22 protein-coding genes are annotated in these 18,131 nt (G+C 59.9%); 9 read left to right on the forward strand and 13 right to left on the reverse strand.

From position 1 onward, the window contains the following. Positions 1 to 44: 44 nt before the first annotated feature. Complete coding sequence (locus ACR0FE_RS07285) at positions 45 to 1,721, reverse strand: tetratricopeptide repeat-containing sulfotransferase family protein (protein ID WP_480912037.1); 1,677 nt, start codon at positions 1,719 to 1,721, stop codon at positions 45 to 47. Positions 1,722 to 1,900: 179 nt separating this feature from the next. Here ACR0FE_RS07285 and map point away from each other — a divergent pair, with 179 nt between their 5' ends. After that, positions 1,901 to 2,713 (forward strand): type I methionyl aminopeptidase, encoded by an 813-nt coding sequence (gene map, locus ACR0FE_RS07290; protein WP_480912040.1) that lies wholly within the window; start codon positions 1,901 to 1,903, stop codon positions 2,711 to 2,713. Here the strand turns inward: map and ACR0FE_RS07295 are convergent. The 4 genes from ACR0FE_RS07295 to ACR0FE_RS07310 form a co-directional block, all read right to left on the reverse strand. Further along, positions 2,701 to 2,880 (reverse strand): hypothetical protein, encoded by a 180-nt coding sequence (locus tag ACR0FE_RS07295; protein ID WP_170613006.1) that lies wholly within the window; start codon positions 2,878 to 2,880, stop codon positions 2,701 to 2,703. The genes map and ACR0FE_RS07295 overlap by 13 nt on opposite strands. Positions 2,881 to 2,904: 24 nt before the next feature. Then, positions 2,905 to 3,540 (reverse strand): HAD family hydrolase, encoded by a 636-nt coding sequence (locus tag ACR0FE_RS07300; protein WP_480912043.1) that lies wholly within the window; start codon positions 3,538 to 3,540, stop codon positions 2,905 to 2,907. Positions 3,541 to 3,616: 76 nt separating this feature from the next. After that, positions 3,617 to 4,177: a 16S rRNA (guanine(966)-N(2))-methyltransferase RsmD gene (gene rsmD, locus ACR0FE_RS07305; RefSeq protein ID WP_170613002.1), complete on the reverse strand. Its 561-nt coding sequence runs from the start codon at positions 4,175 to 4,177 to the stop codon at positions 3,617 to 3,619. Beyond that, on the reverse strand, positions 4,174 to 5,385 hold the full coding sequence (locus ACR0FE_RS07310; RefSeq protein ID WP_480912046.1) for an NAD(P)/FAD-dependent oxidoreductase: 1,212 nt from the start codon (positions 5,383 to 5,385) through the stop codon (positions 4,174 to 4,176). Before ACR0FE_RS07310 ends, rsmD begins: the two co-directional genes overlap by 4 nt. Before the next feature lie 99 nt (positions 5,386 to 5,484). On the opposite strand from ACR0FE_RS07310, the gene ACR0FE_RS07315 reads away from it, so the two are divergent. From ACR0FE_RS07315 to ACR0FE_RS07330, 4 genes are all read left to right on the forward strand, one after another. Continuing rightward, the gene (locus tag ACR0FE_RS07315) at positions 5,485 to 5,970 is read left to right on the forward strand and encodes a peroxiredoxin family protein (protein WP_170612998.1); all 486 of its coding nucleotides are present in this window, start codon (positions 5,485 to 5,487) and stop codon (positions 5,968 to 5,970) included. A gap of 104 nt (positions 5,971 to 6,074) precedes the next feature. Next, positions 6,075 to 6,320, forward strand: coding sequence for a glycine zipper 2TM domain-containing protein (locus ACR0FE_RS07320; RefSeq protein WP_170612996.1), 246 nt, complete (start codon positions 6,075 to 6,077; stop codon positions 6,318 to 6,320). A gap of 11 nt (positions 6,321 to 6,331) precedes the next feature. Continuing rightward, positions 6,332 to 6,679 carry a hypothetical protein gene (locus ACR0FE_RS07325; RefSeq protein WP_170612994.1) on the forward strand — a complete coding sequence of 116 codons (348 nt, stop codon included), beginning with the start codon at positions 6,332 to 6,334 and terminating at the stop codon, positions 6,677 to 6,679. Between the two features lie 53 nt (positions 6,680 to 6,732). After that, complete coding sequence (locus ACR0FE_RS07330; protein ID WP_170612992.1) at positions 6,733 to 7,044, forward strand: hypothetical protein; 312 nt, start codon at positions 6,733 to 6,735, stop codon at positions 7,042 to 7,044. On the opposite strand, the gene ACR0FE_RS07335 is transcribed toward ACR0FE_RS07330, so the two are convergent. The 4 genes from ACR0FE_RS07335 to ACR0FE_RS07350 are packed head-to-tail and all read right to left on the reverse strand — an operon-like array spanning position 7,041 to position 9,784. Continuing rightward, positions 7,041 to 7,334 (reverse strand): 4a-hydroxytetrahydrobiopterin dehydratase, encoded by a 294-nt coding sequence (locus tag ACR0FE_RS07335; RefSeq protein WP_480912050.1) that lies wholly within the window; start codon positions 7,332 to 7,334, stop codon positions 7,041 to 7,043. The genes ACR0FE_RS07330 and ACR0FE_RS07335 overlap by 4 nt on opposite strands. Next, on the reverse strand, positions 7,331 to 8,518 hold the full coding sequence (locus ACR0FE_RS07340) for a GNAT family N-acetyltransferase (RefSeq protein ID WP_480912051.1): 1,188 nt from the start codon (positions 8,516 to 8,518) through the stop codon (positions 7,331 to 7,333). Before ACR0FE_RS07340 ends, ACR0FE_RS07335 begins: the two co-directional genes overlap by 4 nt. A gap of 46 nt (positions 8,519 to 8,564) precedes the next feature. After that, on the reverse strand, positions 8,565 to 9,332 hold the full coding sequence (locus tag ACR0FE_RS07345; RefSeq protein WP_480912053.1) for a glycerophosphodiester phosphodiesterase family protein: 768 nt from the start codon (positions 9,330 to 9,332) through the stop codon (positions 8,565 to 8,567). After that, complete coding sequence (locus ACR0FE_RS07350; protein WP_170612984.1) at positions 9,329 to 9,784, reverse strand: RidA family protein; 456 nt, start codon at positions 9,782 to 9,784, stop codon at positions 9,329 to 9,331. Before ACR0FE_RS07350 ends, ACR0FE_RS07345 begins: the two co-directional genes overlap by 4 nt. Positions 9,785 to 10,078: 294 nt before the next feature. On the opposite strand from ACR0FE_RS07350, the gene ACR0FE_RS07355 reads away from it, so the two are divergent. Further along, positions 10,079 to 10,894 carry an MlaA family lipoprotein gene (locus ACR0FE_RS07355; protein WP_480906073.1) on the forward strand — a complete coding sequence of 272 codons (816 nt, stop codon included), beginning with the start codon at positions 10,079 to 10,081 and terminating at the stop codon, positions 10,892 to 10,894. Beyond that, positions 10,884 to 11,492, forward strand: a complete 609-nt coding sequence (locus ACR0FE_RS07360; RefSeq protein ID WP_480912056.1) for an MlaC/ttg2D family ABC transporter substrate-binding protein — start codon at positions 10,884 to 10,886, stop codon at positions 11,490 to 11,492. Before ACR0FE_RS07355 ends, ACR0FE_RS07360 begins: the two co-directional genes overlap by 11 nt. A 58-nt stretch (positions 11,493 to 11,550) precedes the next feature. Here the strand turns inward: ACR0FE_RS07360 and ACR0FE_RS07365 are convergent, their stop codons facing one another. Genes ACR0FE_RS07365 through ACR0FE_RS07380 form a run of 4 tightly spaced genes read right to left on the reverse strand, consistent with a single transcriptional unit; the run spans position 11,551 to position 15,718 of the window. Then, positions 11,551 to 12,648 carry an ABC transporter ATP-binding protein gene (locus ACR0FE_RS07365; RefSeq protein WP_480912059.1) on the reverse strand — a complete coding sequence of 366 codons (1,098 nt, stop codon included), beginning with the start codon at positions 12,646 to 12,648 and terminating at the stop codon, positions 11,551 to 11,553. Positions 12,649 to 12,651: 3 nt separating this feature from the next. After that, positions 12,652 to 13,551, reverse strand: coding sequence for a carbohydrate ABC transporter permease (locus tag ACR0FE_RS07370; RefSeq protein ID WP_480813783.1), 900 nt, complete (start codon positions 13,549 to 13,551; stop codon positions 12,652 to 12,654). Continuing rightward, positions 13,544 to 14,416, reverse strand: a complete 873-nt coding sequence (locus ACR0FE_RS07375) for a carbohydrate ABC transporter permease (RefSeq protein ID WP_170612976.1) — start codon at positions 14,414 to 14,416, stop codon at positions 13,544 to 13,546. The genes ACR0FE_RS07370 and ACR0FE_RS07375 overlap by 8 nt, the downstream gene beginning before the upstream one ends. A 57-nt stretch (positions 14,417 to 14,473) precedes the next feature. After that, positions 14,474 to 15,718 (reverse strand): ABC transporter substrate-binding protein, encoded by a 1,245-nt coding sequence (locus ACR0FE_RS07380; RefSeq protein ID WP_480912063.1) that lies wholly within the window; start codon positions 15,716 to 15,718, stop codon positions 14,474 to 14,476. A gap of 218 nt (positions 15,719 to 15,936) precedes the next feature. On the opposite strand from ACR0FE_RS07380, the gene ACR0FE_RS07385 reads away from it, so the two are divergent. Then, complete coding sequence (locus ACR0FE_RS07385; RefSeq protein ID WP_170807035.1) at positions 15,937 to 16,674, forward strand: response regulator transcription factor; 738 nt, start codon at positions 15,937 to 15,939, stop codon at positions 16,672 to 16,674. Beyond that, the gene (locus tag ACR0FE_RS07390; RefSeq protein ID WP_480912065.1) at positions 16,671 to 18,122 is read left to right on the forward strand and encodes a sensor histidine kinase; all 1,452 of its coding nucleotides are present in this window, start codon (positions 16,671 to 16,673) and stop codon (positions 18,120 to 18,122) included. Before ACR0FE_RS07385 ends, ACR0FE_RS07390 begins: the two co-directional genes overlap by 4 nt. Positions 18,123 to 18,131: the final 9 nt, after the last annotated feature.

Genomic DNA, 18,131 nt, shown 5'->3' on the forward strand with positions numbered 1-18,131 from the left:
TCCTGACAAGGTGGAGTTCATGGGTCTCCTTGAATTTGGGCCTCTTACTTCACGGCGTCTTGAGCCTCTTCGTACACCTCCGGCCAAAGCTCCGCATCCAGTCGCTTCACAAATGGCGCCAAGTGATCCGCCACCTCGCGCCAACGCCCGACCGACGACGTGCTGACGGGCCGGCGGACCTGAAGGCTGCTGGCGGTTTTGACCGCGTCCGATGAGGATTGCGGCGTCAGCATGCTTTCTTCGAACGACAGGTCGCAAACTTGGGCAAGCTCGGCTGCCGCGTCCTGCAGATTGTTGACCAGATACTCGTACCGGATGTCGTGAATACGGCCCGGCAGTTCCTTGTGCCAGTGCTGCATGTAGCGGCGGTAACGGTTGGCCTCGGCCGCCATCCATTTGAAGTCATGCGTGAAATACATCCCCTGCGCGCCGAAATTCTCGCGCCACATCGACAGGGCGACGTCCCTTGGATCGCGCTGGACGTTCAGGATCAGCGCATTGGGAAAGGCCTGTGCAATCGCGCCGAGATAGGCGTAGTTGCCCGGCATCTTGTCCACAAAGGCCGCGGCGTCCCGGTTCAGCTCGGGCAGGCGCTCGACATAGTAATCCGCCAGTGGTTGCGCCTGTGAATGCAGGCTTTCCTCTTTCATCACCCAGAACTGAACGGTGGCAAGCTCTCCCAGCCCCTGTACCTGTGAATGTGCCGACAGGATACGCTCGACCAGAGTTGTGCCCGATCTGGCAAGGCCGACAACGAAGATCGGTCGGGGAATGTCGGTTCGCGGGTCCGAAGATTCCTTCGGCAAAGGCGCAGCAAGACGGTCGCGGCATTCCTTCTCGCGGCTCTCCTCCAGACTTTCCAAACCGTCGCGCCGCAGTTCGTGCGCCTCGTCCAGATGATGCATCTCCTGCGCCAGGTCCTTGTCCAGACGCGCAAGGCTTGCGGCAGCGAAGTGAATCAGCGAGGCACTTTCACGGTTGGCGATCGGCCCCTCGCCGAGGAATTTTGAGACCTGAGCCCGCAAGGCAGGCAGATCGTCCTGCTTCAGGCCCGGCAGCTTGCAAATGAACTCCAGTGTTTCCGGATGACCGGGCGCCAAGGCAAGCGCTAGACGTGCGTGTTTCAGGGCTTCGTCCAGCCGACCGACCCCGGCCAGAGCCTTGGACTGGCGCAATTGCCCGTACTGAAATTTGGGATGCTGTTTGACAAGCGCCGTCAGGAGCCCGACCGCATCGTCCCAGCGGCGCAATTCGTCCAGAATATCGGCTTTCAGGCACTGCGCCTCGAGATTGCCGGGCTGGCGCTTCAGCACCAGATCAACGGCTTCCAACGCCTTTTGTTCCTTCTGCTCTCGCAGAAACGCCATCGCGCGAATGAACTGCTGGGGTGGCGTCAGGGGTGCGCGCGCGCCGATTTTGTCAATGAACGCCAGCGCCTTGCCAGCGTCGCCACCCTGAACAAGGCTCATGCCGTAATTCTGGATCAAATCCGCGTTTCCGGGTTCCAGCCGCCATGCCCGTTCGAAATAAGTCTGGGCCAGAGGGAACTTGCCCTGCTGGATCGCACACAGACCGGCAAGCCTTGGTAATGCCGACACGTTCGGCCATTTCTTGGCGGCTTTGGTTGCCCGTTTGAAAGCCCGATCGGCCCGGCCTTTCCTGAGCAGATCGCTGATGCTGGCGATTTCGGCCCTCAGCTGATCAGCTTTTTGCATTGCCATGCCTTTCTGTGATTTGCGCAAACCCGGCGGCTATTGCCATGTGCTATTTCATTCTGCCCGCAGGGTCTACCAGAGATGAGGCAACCCTCCGACTGCAGGTGCTACCCTGCACCCTCTGGTACTTTCTGCACAAGCAGCGTAAAAGGAATGCTGCGCGACACATTTGGAGCTTAGCGTCGATGAAAGAGCATCGTGGCCGTCTGACCAAGGACGGCATCCGCATTTATGAACAGGGTGACTTTGCCGGGATGCATGCGGCAGGGGCGCTGGCGGCGCGGATTCTCGACGACATTGCCGACCATGTTTTTCCGGGCCAGACCACAGGCGCGATTGACGGTCTCATCACGCAGATGGTCGAAGATGCGGGCGCGACTTCGGCCACTATCGGTTACAAGGGCTATCAGCACGCAAGCTGCATCAGCGTGAACCACGTGGTCTGCCACGGCATCCCCGGCGACAAAAAGCTGAAAGACGGCGATATCCTCAATGTCGACGTCACCGTCATTGTTGATGGCTGGTTCGGCGACACGTCGCGCATGTATGTTGCGGGCAAACTGCCGCGCAAGGCGGAACGACTGATCCTGGTAACCCATGACGCGTTGTTCAAGGGCATCGAAATGGTCAAGCCCGGCAATACTTTCGGCGATATCGGCCATGCCATTCAGACCTATGTCGAGGCCCATCGGATGAGCGTTGTCCGCGATTTCTGCGGCCACGGTCTGGGCCGGGTCTTCCACGCCCCGCCTAACGTGCTGCATTACGGTCGTCCGGGTACCGGAGCCAAACTGGAAGAGGGGATGTTCTTTACCATCGAGCCGATGGTGAACCTGGGCCGCCCCGAGACCAAGACACTGGCCGATGACTGGACCGCCGTGACCCGCGACAAGTCTCTGTCGGCGCAATTCGAGCATTCGGTGGGCGTGACCTCGGACGGGGTCGAGATCTTTACCCTGTCACCGGGCGGAAAGTTCCACCCGACCTATTCTTCCTGATCGGCAGCCTGCTCGCGCAGCAGTTTCAGCAGCATCGTCTCGTCACCCCATGGGGTGATTGCGTCATGGATAAACACGGGCGCGCGACGCGGTTTTGGCGGCGGGCCGGTCGTTGTGTCGGTATCGGATGTGATCGTCCAGAACGGAGACGGTAAGGCGCGGTCCATATCAGGGATGGTAGCACGCCCGGCTCAAATTCCCAAAAGCCGCGGGGCGTCGGCCATGTCGTGAAACACCTCTGCCCCCAATTGCGCCAGGGATGCCCCATCGTCATGGGCGGCAAACCCCAGGCACCGCATTCCGGCACGAATGGCGGCAGTGACGCCATTCACACTGTCTTCGATCACCACCGGGGACATCGAACCGAAACGTTCTGCGGCGGCCAGAAACATATCCGGCTCGGGTTTGCCGGTTCCCAGCACATGGGCGGAATACATCACATCGCTGAACCGGTCCCACAATCCATTCTGGCCCAATGTGATCCGCATCTTGTCCGGGCTTCCATTGGACGCGACACAGAACGGAATGCCCTTTTGATCCAAAAGCGTCAGCAGGCTTTGCACACCTGCCACCAACGGCACGCCTGCCCGCAGCTTTTCGTATGTTTCCGCATAAACCTGATCGGTCCAGTCGTCGGGCAGGTCCGCGCCCAAAGCCCGCGCTTTGTCCCGGACACCTGTCATGGTTCCACCCACGAACAGAGACATACACTCCGGCAGTGACAGGCTCAGCCCGTATCGCGCCAGATTTTCCATCAAGACCCGGTTCGAGATGACCTCACTATCAACCAGAACTCCGTCGCAATCGAAAATGACCAGATCGTGCATACGGTCCTCCGCCTGTTTTCGGTTGAGCTAGCCGAGGATCGACCAGCCTGCAAACCTGTAATCCGCGCAGGTCGTTTCAATCCGAAACGCCACGCTGCATCAATGAGATATGGGTGTCGCCGTATTTCCGTGCATCCAGCAGGCTGAACCCCTCAGGTACAACCATGGCAGAGTTTTCTTCCCAGACCAGAACCGCGTGGTCGCTGATCCAGCCGCCGGTCAGGGCAGCGGCAATTGCCTTCTGGCCCAGCGCCTTGCCGTAAGGCGGATCCAGAAAGATCAGATCACAGGGCGCGCCGGGGTTTTCACCCAACCGGGTCGCATCGCGGCGGATCAGGTTGGTGCGGTCGGCACTGCGGGTCAGGTCGATATTGCGTCGGATCAGCCCCTGCGCCACGCGCCCGTCATCGACAAAGGTCACATGAGATGCTCCGCGTGACAGCGCCTCGAGCCCCAATGCGCCTGTGCCCGCGAACAGGTCCAGCACCCGCAGGCCGTCAAAGTCGATCTTGTGGGCCAGAACATTGAACAGGCTTTCGCGGACCCGGTCCGTGGTGGGGCGCAAATGCGCGCCTGCGTCCCCCTTGCCGACCGGGGCCAGCGCGCGGCCCCGGAAGTCTCCGGCGATGATCCTCACGCCTTGAGCAGCGGTTTCAGGTCCGCGTCGGGGTCGGCCACAGTCGCCGGATCCGCCGTCTTGCCCATTTCGATCAGGCGCTTGCCGACCATGTAGGCGCGCGGGTCGTTCATCGCATCAACGGCAATCAACCGATCCCCGCTGTAATACCAGAACGACACCGTCTGACCCTCGCCCTTTCGGGTCACAACGCGGTCATAACCGGTGTTCAGCCCCGCGATTTGCAGTTTCACATCGTACTGGTCTGACCAGAACCACGGCGTTGCAACATAGTCCTTTGCAGCGCCCAGCATGTTCTGGGCCACGATTTCAGCCTGATCGATGGCATTGGGAACGCTTTCCAGGCGGATACGATCGCCCTTGTGCGGGAAGGACGCGCAGTCGCCCGCCGCCCAGATCGACGGGTCCGAGGTGCGGCCATGGGCGTCGGTTTTGATGCCATTGTCCAGTTCCAAGCCTGCCATTTCAGCCAGTTGGGTCGAGGGGGAGATACCAACGCCGACCACCACGAAATCAACCGCAAGCTCGGTGCCGTCGGTCAGTACCGCGCCGGTGACCTTGCCGTTGTCGCCAACCAGACGGTCCAGCCCGACGCCTTCGCGGATGTCGGCGCCATATTCACTGTGCAGGGCGCGGAAATAGTCGCTGGTCTCGCGGGCAGCGACCCGTTGCAGGATGCGGTCGGCCATCTCGACCAGCGTCACCTTGACTCCGCGCTTCGCGCAGACCGCCGCAGCCTCAAGGCCAATGTAACCGCCGCCCACGATCAACGCGCGTGCGCCGTCTGTCACACGGGGCTCCATCTCGTCGATATGGGCCAGATCACGCACCACGTGCACGCCGTCCAGATCCCCGCCTATCGATGCGGGCAGGCGGCGCGGGTCCGATCCGGTGGTCAGTGCCAGCTCGTCGTAAGGAATGACCTCATCGCCCAGGGTCACGGTTTTTGCCTTTGGGTCGATGGCGGTGACACGCTGGCCAAGACGCAGGGTGATATTGTTCTCGGTATAGAAGCTTTCGGGTCGCAGGAACAGGCGTTCCAGCTCCATCTCACCCAGCAGGTAGGCTTTGGACAACGGCGGGCGCTGGTAGGGCAGATGCGGTTCGGCCCCGATCAGGGTGATGTCCCCCTCAAACCCGTCCCTGCGCAGTCTGGCAACAAGCGAAGATCCGGCCTGACCGGCACCAATCACGACAATATGGCTCATGTTCCTCCCACCCTGTCGAATTCCCGTGGTTAACTTGATCCGCTCACCTATATTGCGGCAGGGACCGACTCTGCAAATCCAAATGACAGGAGCGCTAAAATGATTTCAACAGGTGATATGCTGCCCGAAGCCACGCTGACCCAGATTGGTGCGGAAGGCCCGGAAGAGGTTCGGGTGTCGGACAAGACCAAAGGGCGCAAGGTGGTGATCTTTGCCGTACCGGGCGCATTCACGCCGACCTGCCATTCGGCGCATGTGCCCAGCTTCATGCGCACCAAGGATCAGTTCAGCGCCAAAGGTGTCGACGAGATCATCTGCATCTCGGTCAACGATCCGTTCGTGATGAAAGCATGGGGCGAGGCGACGGGCGCCTCGGATGCGGGCCTGACCATGCTGGCCGATGCAGCATCCGAGTTCACGAAAGCCATCGGAATGGACTTCGACGCCCCGCCCGCGGGTCTGATCGCGCGGTCGAAACGTTATGCGATGCTGGTCGAAGATGGCCGGGTCGTGGCGCTGAACCTCGAAGAAAGCCCGGGCGCATGTGAAATTTCGGCCGGCGAAGGTCTGCTGGACGTCATCTGAAATTGGAAGGCCCCGGGGCAAGCCGGGGCCGGTTAAAGTGCATTTAACTTGATGCAACGCCCCGAAGTGCGAATACTTGGCACATATAACCGGGGAGTTTGTTTATGATGCTAAAGATTTTTCCTTTGATTTTAGGTGGCGCAGGCTTGTTGGCGGCCTGTGGACCGGCCCCCACACCGCAGCAGCAAGCCGCACGGCAGCATGAGATTGCCTGCCTCAGCGGGACCTTGGGTGGTGCGCTGATTGGCGGGGCCATCGGCAATCAGTTTGGCGGCGGATCGGGCCAAACGATCCTGACGGCAGCCGGTGCGGCAGCCGGTGGCGTGTCCGGTCAACGTTACGCGTGCTGAGGAGAGGCAGGATGAAACGTGGTATTATAGTGATCATGGCCATGATGATGGCCGGTGCCGTTTCCGCGGAAAGCGTCGCCGAATTGCATGAGGGCGAGCTGAACGCCATCGACGGAAACAACGACGGCTTCCTGTCGCGGGACGAGTTCAACGCCTTTTCCGACTATGCCTTTCAGGCAATGGATGAGGACAAGAATGGCACCCTGGGTCAGGCCGAAGCGAAACCCTTTCTAAGTCTCGACATGTTCCGGAAAGTGGACCGCAACAACGATAGCCAGGTTTCTCGTGCCGAATATGACGCACAGATGAACCAAGATTTTCTGGCCGCCGACCAGGACGGCAATGGCCAGCTGGACTGAAACGGACCGGCCGCGGAACAACCGGGGCTGATCTGATGGGACGGGAGCCTTTGATGAACAAATGGATTGGCCTTGGTGTTCTGAGCGTGATGGCGGCCTGTAACGTCCCGCAGGCCCCGGTAGTGACAGGCCCCGACGGGCAGGCGCGTATCCAGATCAACACCAATGGTCTGACCTGTTATCAGACACGTTGTCTCGATATTAACCCGGCGGCGCGCAGCGTCCGGTCGATCGGCAACAAGACAACCCGGATTCCAGGCGGCATCAATGTCAGCGATGGCACGGTTACTCCGGCTGAATTCGAACAGATGGGCGTAGCCGCATCATTGGCGGGCGGTGTGGGCTCGGGTAGCGACCGGGGCTAGAGCAGACTGTCCATCTTGCGCGCCAGCTTGGCATCCAGCGCGGAAAGGCCGCCTACGTCCTGGGTGGACAGGACCACTTCGACCGTGCGGTAGATATTCGACCATTCGGGGTGGTGGTTCCACTTTTCCGCAAAGATCGCCACCTGCGTCATCCAGCCAAAAGCGTGGACAAAATCCTCGAAGATAAAGGTTTTTGTGATTGCATCCCGGTCATCGACCATCGTCCAGCCGTTCCTGAACAACGGATCCAGTAGCGGGCCGCGTGTCTCGGTCGACAATAGTTCGGTCATTGCTGTTCCTCCGGGTTCGATTTTCTGAACGGGCCATAGTCCGTCAGAATCTCAATCTCTTCTCCCACCGCGCGGGCTTCGGCGTCCAGATAATTCTGCACAGCGTCCGCAAATCCCGGATCGCCGATCCAGTGCAGACTGTGCGTACGCGTGGGCAGATAGCCGCGGGCCAGCTTGTGCTCGCCCTGCGCACCCGCCTCGACCCGTTTGAGGCCATGAGCGATGGCGAAGTCGATCGCTCTATAATAGCACAACTCGAAATGCAGACAGGGGTGATGCTCGACACAGCCCCAATAGCGTCCGAACAGCGTTTCACGCCCAATGAAGTTCAGCGCCCCGGCAACCGGATACCCATCGCGTTCAGCCAACACCAACGCCATGTCATCTGCCATGGTTTCCTGTGCAATATCAAAGAACTGGCGCGTCAGATAGGGCGCGCCCCACTTGCGCGACCCGGTATCCTGGTAAAAGCGCCAGAAAGCGTCCCAGTGGTCGGGATGCAGATCCGTGCCCGTCAGTGTGCGAATGTCTCCGCCGAAGCCGTTTGCCTGTGCCCGTTCCTTGCGGATGTTCTTACGCTTGCGGGACGACAGTGCCCTCAGAAACGCATCGAAATCGGTGTAGTCGTCGTTGAGCCAGTGAAACTGCTGCGAGGTTCGGTGCATCAGTCCCATCTGCTCACCTGCACGCGCCTCATCATCGGTACAAAAGGTTATGTGGATTGACGAGACCCGGTTGTCGGCTGCCAGCTGCACCGCGCCCTGAACCAGCGCCGACGTGCCGACACCTTCATAGCCGGGGCGCACCAGAAAACGGCGCCCGGTTGCCGGGGTAAAAGGTACTGCGATTTGCAGCTTCGGATAGTAGCGCCCGCCGGCATTCTCATAGGCATGGGCCCAGCTATGGTCGAAGATATACTCGCCCTGGCTGTGCGATTTGGCATACATCGGGGCGGCAGCAATCAGCATCCCGTCCAGATAAGCCGCCAGATATTGCGGCTGCCAGCCGGTACCGCGCCCGACCGAGCCGCTCTCTTCGAGCGCCAGCAGGAACCGGTGCGTGGTGAACGGGTCCAGCGGACGCCCACCATCATCAGTCTCGGGACAAGCGCAACTGTCCCACTCGACCGCAGGTATCTGCGAGAGCGACCCAAGAACCCGAACCTCAATCTGTGCCTGATCCATATCCCCTCCCGCGTCTGTTCTTTATCTGTGACGGCCCGGGGCGGGATCAACCCGGATGTGCCGCCAGATACCCCTCGAAGGTCACGTTGTCGGCAACCTTGCGCGCCTCGGCCTCCTGCTCGGGCGAGCGAACGGTCCAGCACAGGATCGGCACGCCACGCGCCTTGAGTTCAGCCACGCGGGGACGGGAAAGGTCCTCCGCCTCGTGACTGATGAAAGCGGCACCGACCCGGTCGAAATCCGGGATTTCGCGCAAGTGGTCGCAAACCTTTTGCGGCAGAAGCTCCACCTTTGGATCGTAGGAACACGTGACCAGACCACGTGGCAGATGCGGGGCAAGCCGCGCCAGTTCCGCAACGCTGTTGGGGTTGAAGGACATCAGCGCCACGGGGCCTTCATACCCGCGCAGTGCCCGCACGGTGTCGTGTTCCAACGGCCCGATATCAGTGCCCATGGCACCGTCCTGATCCTTGAGCTCGATCAGCAGTGGTACCTTGCCCCCAATCAGCTCCAGCACTTCGTCCAGCGTGGGAATACCGTCATCGCCATGCAGTAGATGCATGGCCTTCGCCTGAGCGCAGGTGGTCTGGCGTATCGGGCCAGGCTGCCCGGTCAGCCGGGTCATGTCATAGTCGTGAAATACCATGGCCCGGTCATCGGCCGTCAGTTGCAGATCAACCTCGATGCCGTACCCGGCCGCGACAGCCGCGCGAATGGCCGCCCGGCTGTTTTCCGGGCGGTGATCCGCAATGTCGTGCAACGCCCGATGTGCAATCGGGGCTCGCAGGAACTCTGCTGGCAGAGATGGCGTCATTGGACTTCGAAAATGCCTTCGATCTCGACCGCGACACCTAGCGGCAGGGATGCCGCACTGACGGCCGAGCGCGAGTGGCGACCGGCTTCGCCCAGCGCCTCGACCAGAAAATCGGACGCGCCGTTGATGACCTGCGGCTGGGCCGTGAAATCAGCGGTCGAGTTCACAAAGCCGGTCAGCTTGATAACGCGCACGAGTTTCTCGATATCGCCGCCACAAGCCGCCTTGACTTGGGCCAGCAGGTTAATGGCGCACACCCTGGCTGCGGCTGCGCCCGCCTCGACATCCATGTCATCACCCAGTTTGCCGGTGATCAGATCGTCGGCCTTGGAAATCTGACCCGAGACATAGACGATGTTGCCAACACGTACGAAAGGCACGTAGTTCGCGGCCGGTGCGGGTGCGTCGGGAAGGGCAACGCCCAGGCTTTCCAGTTTCGCTGCAATGCTCATGTGATGATCCTCACCTTGTTTGACTCGGGCGGACGCTAACCGCGAACACGCGGTTGGAAAAGCTGGAAACCGTCATTTTTCATCGCTGAACGGCCTTGGCGAAACTTTTCTTATTCTGATCTGTTGAACTTGAGTCACTTTACCTACTTCCTTTCGGCGGGTTAAACGCTATGTGTTTCAAAGTGATTGCGAAACACATATGTGACGGCGAATTGGGCCTTGAAGCGCTGAAAAAGGCCACATTGAATAAGTATCCGGTGTACCCGCAACGGATGTATTGGAGTAACGAAGACCGTGTCGAGTAAATTCAGCCTGAAACCTCTGATCCTGCTGTCTGTGTTTGCTGTCCTGAGCGCCTGCGCATCCCAACCGCAGGACGAAGCCGTACGCGGAGAAATCTTTGATCCGTATGAAAATGCCAACCGGGGCATCCACAAATTCAACCTTGGCGTTGACCGGTTTCTGTTTCGTCCCGCCTCGAAAGGCTACGTGAAGATCGTGCCCGACCCGATGGTCACAAGCTTCAACCATTTCGCCGAGAACCTGACCATGCCCGGTCAGGCCCTGGACTATCTTTTGCAGGGCAATATCAAACAGTCCGGCAATGCGCTGCTGCGGTTTCTGATCAATACGACCGTGGGCGGTGTGGGCCTGTCCGACCCGGCAAGCGAATTGAACCTGCCGCCTGTGGATACGGATTTCGGTGAAACACTGCATGTCTGGGGGGTCGGTGAAGGCGCCTATGTCGAACTGCCTTTCTATGGTCCGTCGACCGCGCGGGACTCGGTCGGTGTGATCGTCAACCTGTTCTCGAACCCGATCAATTTCAGCCCGGTCCGCCCGGTGGACAACATCGGCGTCTATGCCGAAGTTGTGCGCCGGATGGGCGACCGGGGACGGTTTGCAGACACGGTCGACTCGATCCTGTATGAAAGCGCCGACAGCTATGCCCAGGCGCGCACGATCTACCTGCAAAATCGCCGCTTTGAACTGGCCAGAGACGATGAGGACGCCTATCTGGGTCTTTATACCGACCCCTATGCTGAAACCGGAACCGACCCTGTCAGGGACCCCTATCTAGACCCTTACGAGGACCCCTATGCCGAATAACCCTCTGAACAGACGCGATTTTGTTGCCACCGGATTAGCAGGCCTTGCGCTTGCCCTAGCCCCCCTGCCCGCGCTTGCCCAGACCGAAGCCAGTGCCAAGGCTTTGGTTGTCAGCGTTGTTGACGACATCAATCGCGTGATCGCCTCGGGCAAATCCGAAAATGCCATGTTGCGCGATTTTGAAAAGATCTTCGTGCAATATGCCGATGTGCCGATCATGGCGCGTTATGTGCTGGGCGCCGACGGCCGCGCGGCCAGCCCAACGCAGCTGAAACAGTTCACCAAGGCGTTTCAGGGCTACATTTCCACCAAATACGGACGCCGGTTCCGCGAATTCATCGGCGGCGAAGTGACTGTTCGCGACGCGCGGAAAATCAAGGCTGGCTACGAGGTCAGAACCTCGGTCAAGCTAAAAGGATCCGCGCCGTTCGATGTAACCTTTCTGGTCTCGGACAAATCCGGGCGTGACCGGTTCTTCAATATGTTCATCGAAGGGGTGAACATGCTGCTGACCGAACGGACCGAAGTCGGAGCGATGCTGGATGCGCGTGGCGGCGACCTGAACAGGCTGATCAAAGACATGAACCGGCTCAGCTGATCCCATTCGAGAGATCAAAAAAACGCCGCGCGAAACCCTCGCGCGGCGCGTTTTCATTTCAGTTGAGGCGTTCGCCGGTCTCTTCGGCGAAATAAGACACTTTGCTCATGTCGAAAGCCAGGTTCAGCATCTGACCGGCCTGTGCGCTGGTTTCCGCATGCAGGCGCGCCGTGACCTGTTTGCCGCCCAGTTCCGAGACCACATAAGTGTCCGCGCCTGCAGGTTCGACCATATCGACCATGCACGCAGCCTCCTGTACGCCCGCTCCGGCACGAAAGCCTGCTTCGGCGATATCCTCGGGGCGCAGGCCAAGGATCACATCCTTTGGCAGGGACAAGTCGCGGGCATCGTTCAACACCAGCATCTCGCCCGCTCCGCGCGAGATAGCGATCTGGGTGCCTGACCCAGTGTTCGATGCTTTGGCCGGGATCAGGTTCATCGCGGGCGAGCCCATGAAGTCAGCGACAAACAGGTTGGCCGGGTTGTTATAGATCTCGGCCGGGCTGCCGATCTGCTGCACGATGCCGCCTTTCAGAACGACGATTTTGGTGGCCAGCGTCATCGCCTCGATCTGATCATGGGTCACATAGACGATTGAGGCATCCAGCGTCTGGTGCAACTTCTTGATCTCGGTCCGCATCTCGACCCGCAGCTTGGCGTCAAGGTTGGACAGGGGTTCATCAAAGAGAAACAGCTTGGGATCGCGCACCAGCGCCCGCCCCATCGCCACACGCTGACGTTGGCCACCAGACAACTGGCTGGGACGACGGTTCAGCAACTGCTCGATTTGCAGCAGTGACGCGACCTCTTTCAGTTTCGCGTCCTGCGTGGCCTGGTCGACGCCTCGCACCTTCATACCAAAGGTGATGTTTTTGGCGACAGTCATGGTCGGATACAGAGCGTATGATTGGAACACCATCGCGATGTCGCGATCCTTGGGGCTGACATGGGTCATGTCGTTGCCACCGATGGAAAGGGTGCCGCCCGAGATCGGCTCCAGACCTGCAATGCAGTTCAACAGGGTGGACTTGCCGCAGCCCGAGGGGCCGACCAGCACCAGGAAATCGCCCGGTTCGATCGAGATGTTGATGTCCTTCAGAATCTCGGTCGCACCGTAATTCTTATACAGGTTGTTGATATCGAGGATGGGAGCCATGGGTTATCCCTTCACGGAACCGGCGGTCAGGCCGCGGATGAAATACTTACCGGCAACGACATAGACGAGCAGCGTCGGCAGCCCCGCGATGATCGCGGCAGCCATGTCGACGTTGTACTCTTTGACGCCGGTGGTGGAGTTTACGATGTTGTTGAGCGCCACGGTCACGGGCTGTGTACCCGCCTGGCTGAACGACACGCCGAACAGGAAGTCGTTCCAGATTTGGGTGAACTGCCAGATCACGGTCACCACGATGATGGGCAGCGACAGCGGCAGGAAGATCGACCAGAAGATCCGCAGGAACCCGGCACCGTCGACCCGAGCCGCTTTGGTCAGTTCGGACGGAATGGTGACATAGTAATTGCGGAAGAACAGCGTGGTGAAGCCCAGCCCGTAGATCACGTGCACAAAGATCAGGCCCGGAATGGTCCCGGCAATCCCCATCATGCCCAACAGGCGCGCCATCGGCAGCAGGACAACCTGGAACGGGATGAAGCAGCCAAACAGCATCAGCGAGAAGATGATGTTCGCGCCTTTGAACCGCCATTGCGCCACGACATAGCCGTTCAGCGCGCCCAGCAGGGTCGAGATGGCCACGGCAGGCACCGCGATCAGGACCGAGTTCCAGAAATAGGGCCGCAGGCCCTCGCACTGGATACCGGTGCAGGCGCCGGACCACGCGGTTTTCCAGGCCTCAAAGCTGACCTCGCGCGGCAGGGAAATCAGGCTGCCCGTGCGAATTTCCTCAAGGCTTTTCAACGATGTGGTCAACATCACGAAAAGCGGCATCAGGTAATAGAGCGCGAACAGTCCCAAAAGGACATAAAGCAGCCAACGCAGGGCAATCTTGCCGGTGGCACTTTGGATGCGGGTTTGGGTTTGGGGCATCGACAGATCAGTCATTTTTCGCCCTCAGCTCTGAGTAAAGATAGGGAACCACGATGGCAAAGACGACCAGCATCATGATCATTGCCGACGAAGCCGCCTGACCGATATCGCCACGCGAAAACGCCATGGCGTACATGTAGGTTGCGGGCAGATCGGTCGCGTAGCCCGGACCGCCACCCGTCAGGGCGATGACAAGGTCAAAGCTCTTGATCGCAAGGTGCGCCAGCACGATGAAGGCAGACAGGAAGATCGGGGCCATCGAGGGGATAATGATTGCCGTATAGATGCGCCATGTGGGGATACCATCGACCTGCGCGGCCTTGATGATCTCACCATCCACCGAACGCAAACCGGCCAGGAACAGCGCCATGACAAAGCCCGAGCTCTGCCAGATCGCAGCAATGACGATGGTGTAGATGGCGTAATCCGGGTTCACCAGCCAGTCGAATTCGAAGTTCGGAAAGCCCCAGCCTTGCACCATCGCCTCGATACCCAGGCCCGGGTTGAGGATCCACTTCCACGCGGTACCGGTCACAATCATCGACAGCGCCATGGGGTACAGGTAGATCGTGCGAATGGCCCCTTCGACGCGGATCTTCTGATCCAGCAGAATAGCCAGCAACAGGCCCAGCATCATCGCGATTACGATGAACAGCGCGCCAAAGATATAAAGGTTGTTGATCGCCGTATCCCAACGGGGCGAGTCGAACAGGCGTTCGTATTGAATGAAGCCCTTGATCTCGTATTTCGGCAGAAGCTTCGATCGGGTCAGCGACACCCATGCGGTCCATCCGATAAAGCCGTAGACAAAGATCAATACGGCGATGAACGACGGTGCCAGCACCACCTTGGGCAGGTGGTTTTCCAGCCATTCGGACATTTTTTCCTCCGGGGAAAGATGCTCTGCCCCTCAGTATAGGGGGCAGAGCGTATTGGATCAGTAGCTGTTTGCCACCGCGTCCGCCAGTTGCTGAACCGCGTCAGCCGAGGACATATCCGAGTTGAAATGCGCGGTCACAACGTCGGTGATCGCACCAGCCTGCGCACCTCGCAGAGCCATACCATGCGCGTAAGAAGGCAGAAGCGAACCGCCTGCCGAGGTCGAGCCCATGTCTTCGGCCGAAATTTGCGCGCAGATGTCGAACGCATCCAGTGCAACATCCGTACGGGCCGGGATCGAGCCTTTGTTCAGGTTGAACACTTCCTGGAAGTTCGGCGCAACGATCAGCTTGGCCAGCAGTTCCTGGCCGGCGCGCTTGTCGTCACCTTCCACGTCAAACATGGCAAAGCTGTCGACGTTGTACAGGTAGCCGTCGCCGGGGGTCGAGGCGCACAGGAAGTCCTCGCCGGGCTTCTTGCCAGCCGCCAGGAATTCGCCCTTTGCCCAGTCACCCATGATCTGGAACGCCGCTTCGCCATTCATCACCATGGCGGTGGCCAGGTTCCAGTCACGGCCCGAGAAGTTTTCGTCGACGAACCCGCGCAGGGTGCGCATCTGGTCAAAGACCTGAACCATGGTGTCCGAGGTCAGCGTTTCAGGGTCCAGATCAACAAAGGCCTTCTGGTAGAACTCGGGTCCACCCAGACCCAGAGCAACCGCTTCGAATACGGTCGCGTCCTGCCAGGACTGACCACCATGGGCCAGCGGGATCACACCGGCGGCCTGCAGTTTCTCGGCTGCAGCGTTGAACTCTTCCCATGTCGTGGGCATTTCGATGCCGTTGGCAGCCAGCACGTCAGCGTTCGCCCAGATCCAGTCGATGCGGTGAACGTTCACAGGAGCGGCGCACCATGTACCTTCGCACATCATGTGACCGGCGATCGACGCGGGCAGGACATCCGCCCAACCTTCGGCCTCGGCCACGTTCGAGATGTCAGCCAGAACGCCTTCTTCGTACCATTCCTGAATGGCCGGGCCTTTCAACTGAACTGCGGTCGGAGCATTACCGGCCAGAACACGGGCCCGCAGCGCGGTCATTGCCGCATCACCACCGCCGCCGGCAACGGGCATGTCAGTCCAGGTACCGCCATTCGAGGCGAATTCTTCCTGCAGAACGGCAACCGATTTGGCCTCGCCGCCGGATGTCCACCAGTGCAGAACTTCGGCCTGCGGCTCGGCCGTAACCGAGGTGCCTGCGACCACAGCCAGTGTCGAAACTGCGGACAATGCAAAACGTTTCATAAAGGGATCCTCCCAGATACTTTTTTAGCCACCGGACCGGCGGCGATGCGCGATACTACGGATAGCTGACGGCCGTCTGGCAATGATTTTCCGGGGTAAATCCCGGCAATGGTGGAATTTTTCCCACCATTTGTTACAGCCTGTTACGTTGGACTTGAATCTGTTGCCGTTCGTTACAATTGGCGAGCGGGACTGAAACCGTGACAGGGAGGAGAAGCGTGACCATTTCGCGCTTGTTGGTGGTGGATGACGACCCCGAAATGCGGTCGATGATGACCCAGTTTCTGCAACAAAACGGGTTCATCGCACTTCCCGCCAGTTCGGACATGGAGATCCGCACGCATATGTCCTCGGGGCGCATCGACCTTATTCTGCTCGATGTCATGCTGGGGGATGAGAACGGCGTGGACATCTGCGCCCGATTGCGGCGCGAACAGGATGTCCCGATCATATTCGTGTCCGCCTTGTCTGCCGATCATCAGCGCATGGCCGGGTACGAGGTGGGCGCGGACGACTATATCGCCAAGCCTTTCAACCCGCATCTGCTGCTGGCGCGGGTGCGGGCCGTGATGCAGCGGACTCGGCGCACGCCGTCTCTGGCCTATCGCCGCCGCACCCGGACCTTTCGCTTTGCCGGCTGGGTATATGACGGAAAACGGGACGAGGTTTTTTCGCCCGAGGGCTATCTGGTGCCCCTTTCTCAGCGCGAAAGCGCTTTGCTCAAGGTGTTACTGGCCAATCCGCATATCCCGCTGACCCGGGTCGAGATCGCCGCAGCGTTGGACGTCACCGGTGATGGCGACAAGAGCGAGGCACAGGGCCGCGCCATCGATATGCTGGTGGGACGTCTGCGTTCGAAGATCGAGGCCAATCCCAAAGAGCCGCAAATGCTGCGAACCGAACGGGGGCTGGGATATGTCTTTGCCGCGGACGTTTCGGTGGAAGAGGACGCATGAACAGGCCTGCGTTGCGTCTGCGCAGCCTGGGCTGGATCTGGACAATCGCCGCGTTTTCCGCCGGTTTGGTTTCAGCCGGACTGTGGTTTGCGTCTGCGCAGGCGTGGGAGGGTTTCCTGACGCGGGCGCAAGTTGCGGGCTTCGCGGTCTATGAGGACCTGCGTGTCGGCAAAACCCCGCCCTCCGGCATCACGATAACCCGATTGCCCGTGACAAGCGCCGCTCTGGCCGAAGTCGGCCGGTTCGAACAACTGCCCGGCATGTCGGATCGCAGTTTTGTCACAAACCTGTCGATCTTCACCGACAGTTCCGCCCCGCTGAGCGGGCGCGAACTGACCCTGGCCGTCATGTCGGACCGCCTAGTTTACCCCGTTTCGGACATTCTCTCGGGCAGTGATCAGACTGGGCCGGAAAAGATGGGCAGCCTGACCCGGCTGCTGGCGACCTATTGCAGCGAACCGGTTCTGATCGCCCGCTTTGGGCGCAGTGCGTGGCAGATGGTGGACGGAACCGACGTCTGGGGCTGCGGTGCCGCACCAGCTGATCTCCGGCTGTCCGCAATTCTGGTGGCCGTTGTTGCGTTGGCGATCCTTCTTACCTCGGTCGGGAATGTCAGCGACACATTCACCCGGTTCTCACACGCACTGCGCGACCGAAAGCGGCGCGGCGGGCCGGACAGCTACGATACCGAGGGCCCAGGCGAACTGCGCGAAATCGTCGAGGCCGTGAACGACCATCTTGATGCGGAACGGGCGCAGCTGGAAAAGCGCGCCATTGTCTTGTCTGGCGTCAGTCACGATCTGGGCACACCGGCTACGCGCGTTCGGTTGCGCGCCGCCCTGATCCCCGACCGAGACCTGCGCGAGAAACTCGAGGCTGACGTGGACCAGATGACAGGAATGATCGAAAGCGTCCTGACATTGACACGGTCCGAACTCAGTGTCGAGGAACCACGCCAGATCTCACTGACGGCGCTGGTTGAATCTGTGGTGGCCGATTACCAGGACATGGACCGGCCCGTCACCCTGAAACAGGCCGCCCCGGTTCTGGTCGAAGGCGGGCGGTCGGTTTTCATGTCGCGCCGCGGCCACGGCTCGATGCCCGAAACCCGGCGAATTCTGGTTATCGGGCGACCAATTTCGCTGAAACGCGCATTGACCAATCTGATCGACAATGCGCTAAAATACGGGCGGCAGGCCGAGGTCGAGCTTGCGACAGATGCCCAGACGGCCACCATCACAGTCGAGGACAAAGGCGCCGACCTGACCGCCGCGGATATCGAGGCACTGATGGCACCTTTCCGGCGCGGGTCGAATATCGGATCTTCTGACGGCTATGGCCTGGGCCTGACGATCGCAGCAACCATCGCCGAACAGCATGGTGGAACACTTAGCTTCGAGGCCGGAGAACAGGGATTGCGTGCCCGTCTGCACATCACACGGCAATAGAGGTCCTTG

The sequence above is a fragment of the Ruegeria sp. K7 genome (genome assembly GCF_056531785.1).

Bases quoted from the DNA above. Each gene is read 5' to 3' on its own strand.
- ACR0FE_RS07330 (WP_170612992.1), top strand. From the start codon at position 6,733: ATGAACAAATGGATTGGCCTTGGTGTTCTGAGCGTGATGGCGGCCTGT.
- ACR0FE_RS07335 (WP_480912050.1), bottom strand. From the start codon at position 7,334: ATGACCGAACTATTGTCGACCGAGACACGCGGCCCGCTACTGGATCCG.
- ACR0FE_RS07365 (WP_480912059.1), bottom strand. From the start codon at position 12,648: ATGGCTCCCATCCTCGATATCAACAACCTGTATAAGAATTACGGTGCG.
- ACR0FE_RS07325 (WP_170612994.1), top strand. From the start codon at position 6,332: ATGAAACGTGGTATTATAGTGATCATGGCCATGATGATGGCCGGTGCC.
- ACR0FE_RS07310 (WP_480912046.1), bottom strand. From the start codon at position 5,385: ATGAGCCATATTGTCGTGATTGGTGCCGGTCAGGCCGGATCTTCGCTT.
- ACR0FE_RS07285 (WP_480912037.1), bottom strand. From the start codon at position 1,721: ATGGCAATGCAAAAAGCTGATCAGCTGAGGGCCGAAATCGCCAGCATC.
- ACR0FE_RS07360 (WP_480912056.1), top strand. From the start codon at position 10,884: ATGCCGAATAACCCTCTGAACAGACGCGATTTTGTTGCCACCGGATTA.
- ACR0FE_RS07345 (WP_480912053.1), bottom strand. From the start codon at position 9,332: ATGACGCCATCTCTGCCAGCAGAGTTCCTGCGAGCCCCGATTGCACAT.
- ACR0FE_RS07370 (WP_480813783.1), bottom strand. From the start codon at position 13,551: ATGACTGATCTGTCGATGCCCCAAACCCAAACCCGCATCCAAAGTGCC.
- map (WP_480912040.1), top strand. From the start codon at position 1,901: ATGAAAGAGCATCGTGGCCGTCTGACCAAGGACGGCATCCGCATTTAT.
- ACR0FE_RS07375 (WP_170612976.1), bottom strand. From the start codon at position 14,416: ATGTCCGAATGGCTGGAAAACCACCTGCCCAAGGTGGTGCTGGCACCG.
- ACR0FE_RS07300 (WP_480912043.1), bottom strand. From the start codon at position 3,540: ATGCACGATCTGGTCATTTTCGATTGCGACGGAGTTCTGGTTGATAGT.
- ACR0FE_RS07350 (WP_170612984.1), bottom strand. From the start codon at position 9,784: ATGAGCATTGCAGCGAAACTGGAAAGCCTGGGCGTTGCCCTTCCCGAC.
- ACR0FE_RS07320 (WP_170612996.1), top strand. From the start codon at position 6,075: ATGATGCTAAAGATTTTTCCTTTGATTTTAGGTGGCGCAGGCTTGTTG.
- ACR0FE_RS07390 (WP_480912065.1), top strand. From the start codon at position 16,671: ATGAACAGGCCTGCGTTGCGTCTGCGCAGCCTGGGCTGGATCTGGACA.
- ACR0FE_RS07340 (WP_480912051.1), bottom strand. From the start codon at position 8,518: ATGGATCAGGCACAGATTGAGGTTCGGGTTCTTGGGTCGCTCTCGCAG.
- ACR0FE_RS07295 (WP_170613006.1), bottom strand. From the start codon at position 2,880: ATGGACCGCGCCTTACCGTCTCCGTTCTGGACGATCACATCCGATACC.
- ACR0FE_RS07380 (WP_480912063.1), bottom strand. From the start codon at position 15,718: ATGAAACGTTTTGCATTGTCCGCAGTTTCGACACTGGCTGTGGTCGCA.
- ACR0FE_RS07315 (WP_170612998.1), top strand. From the start codon at position 5,485: ATGATTTCAACAGGTGATATGCTGCCCGAAGCCACGCTGACCCAGATT.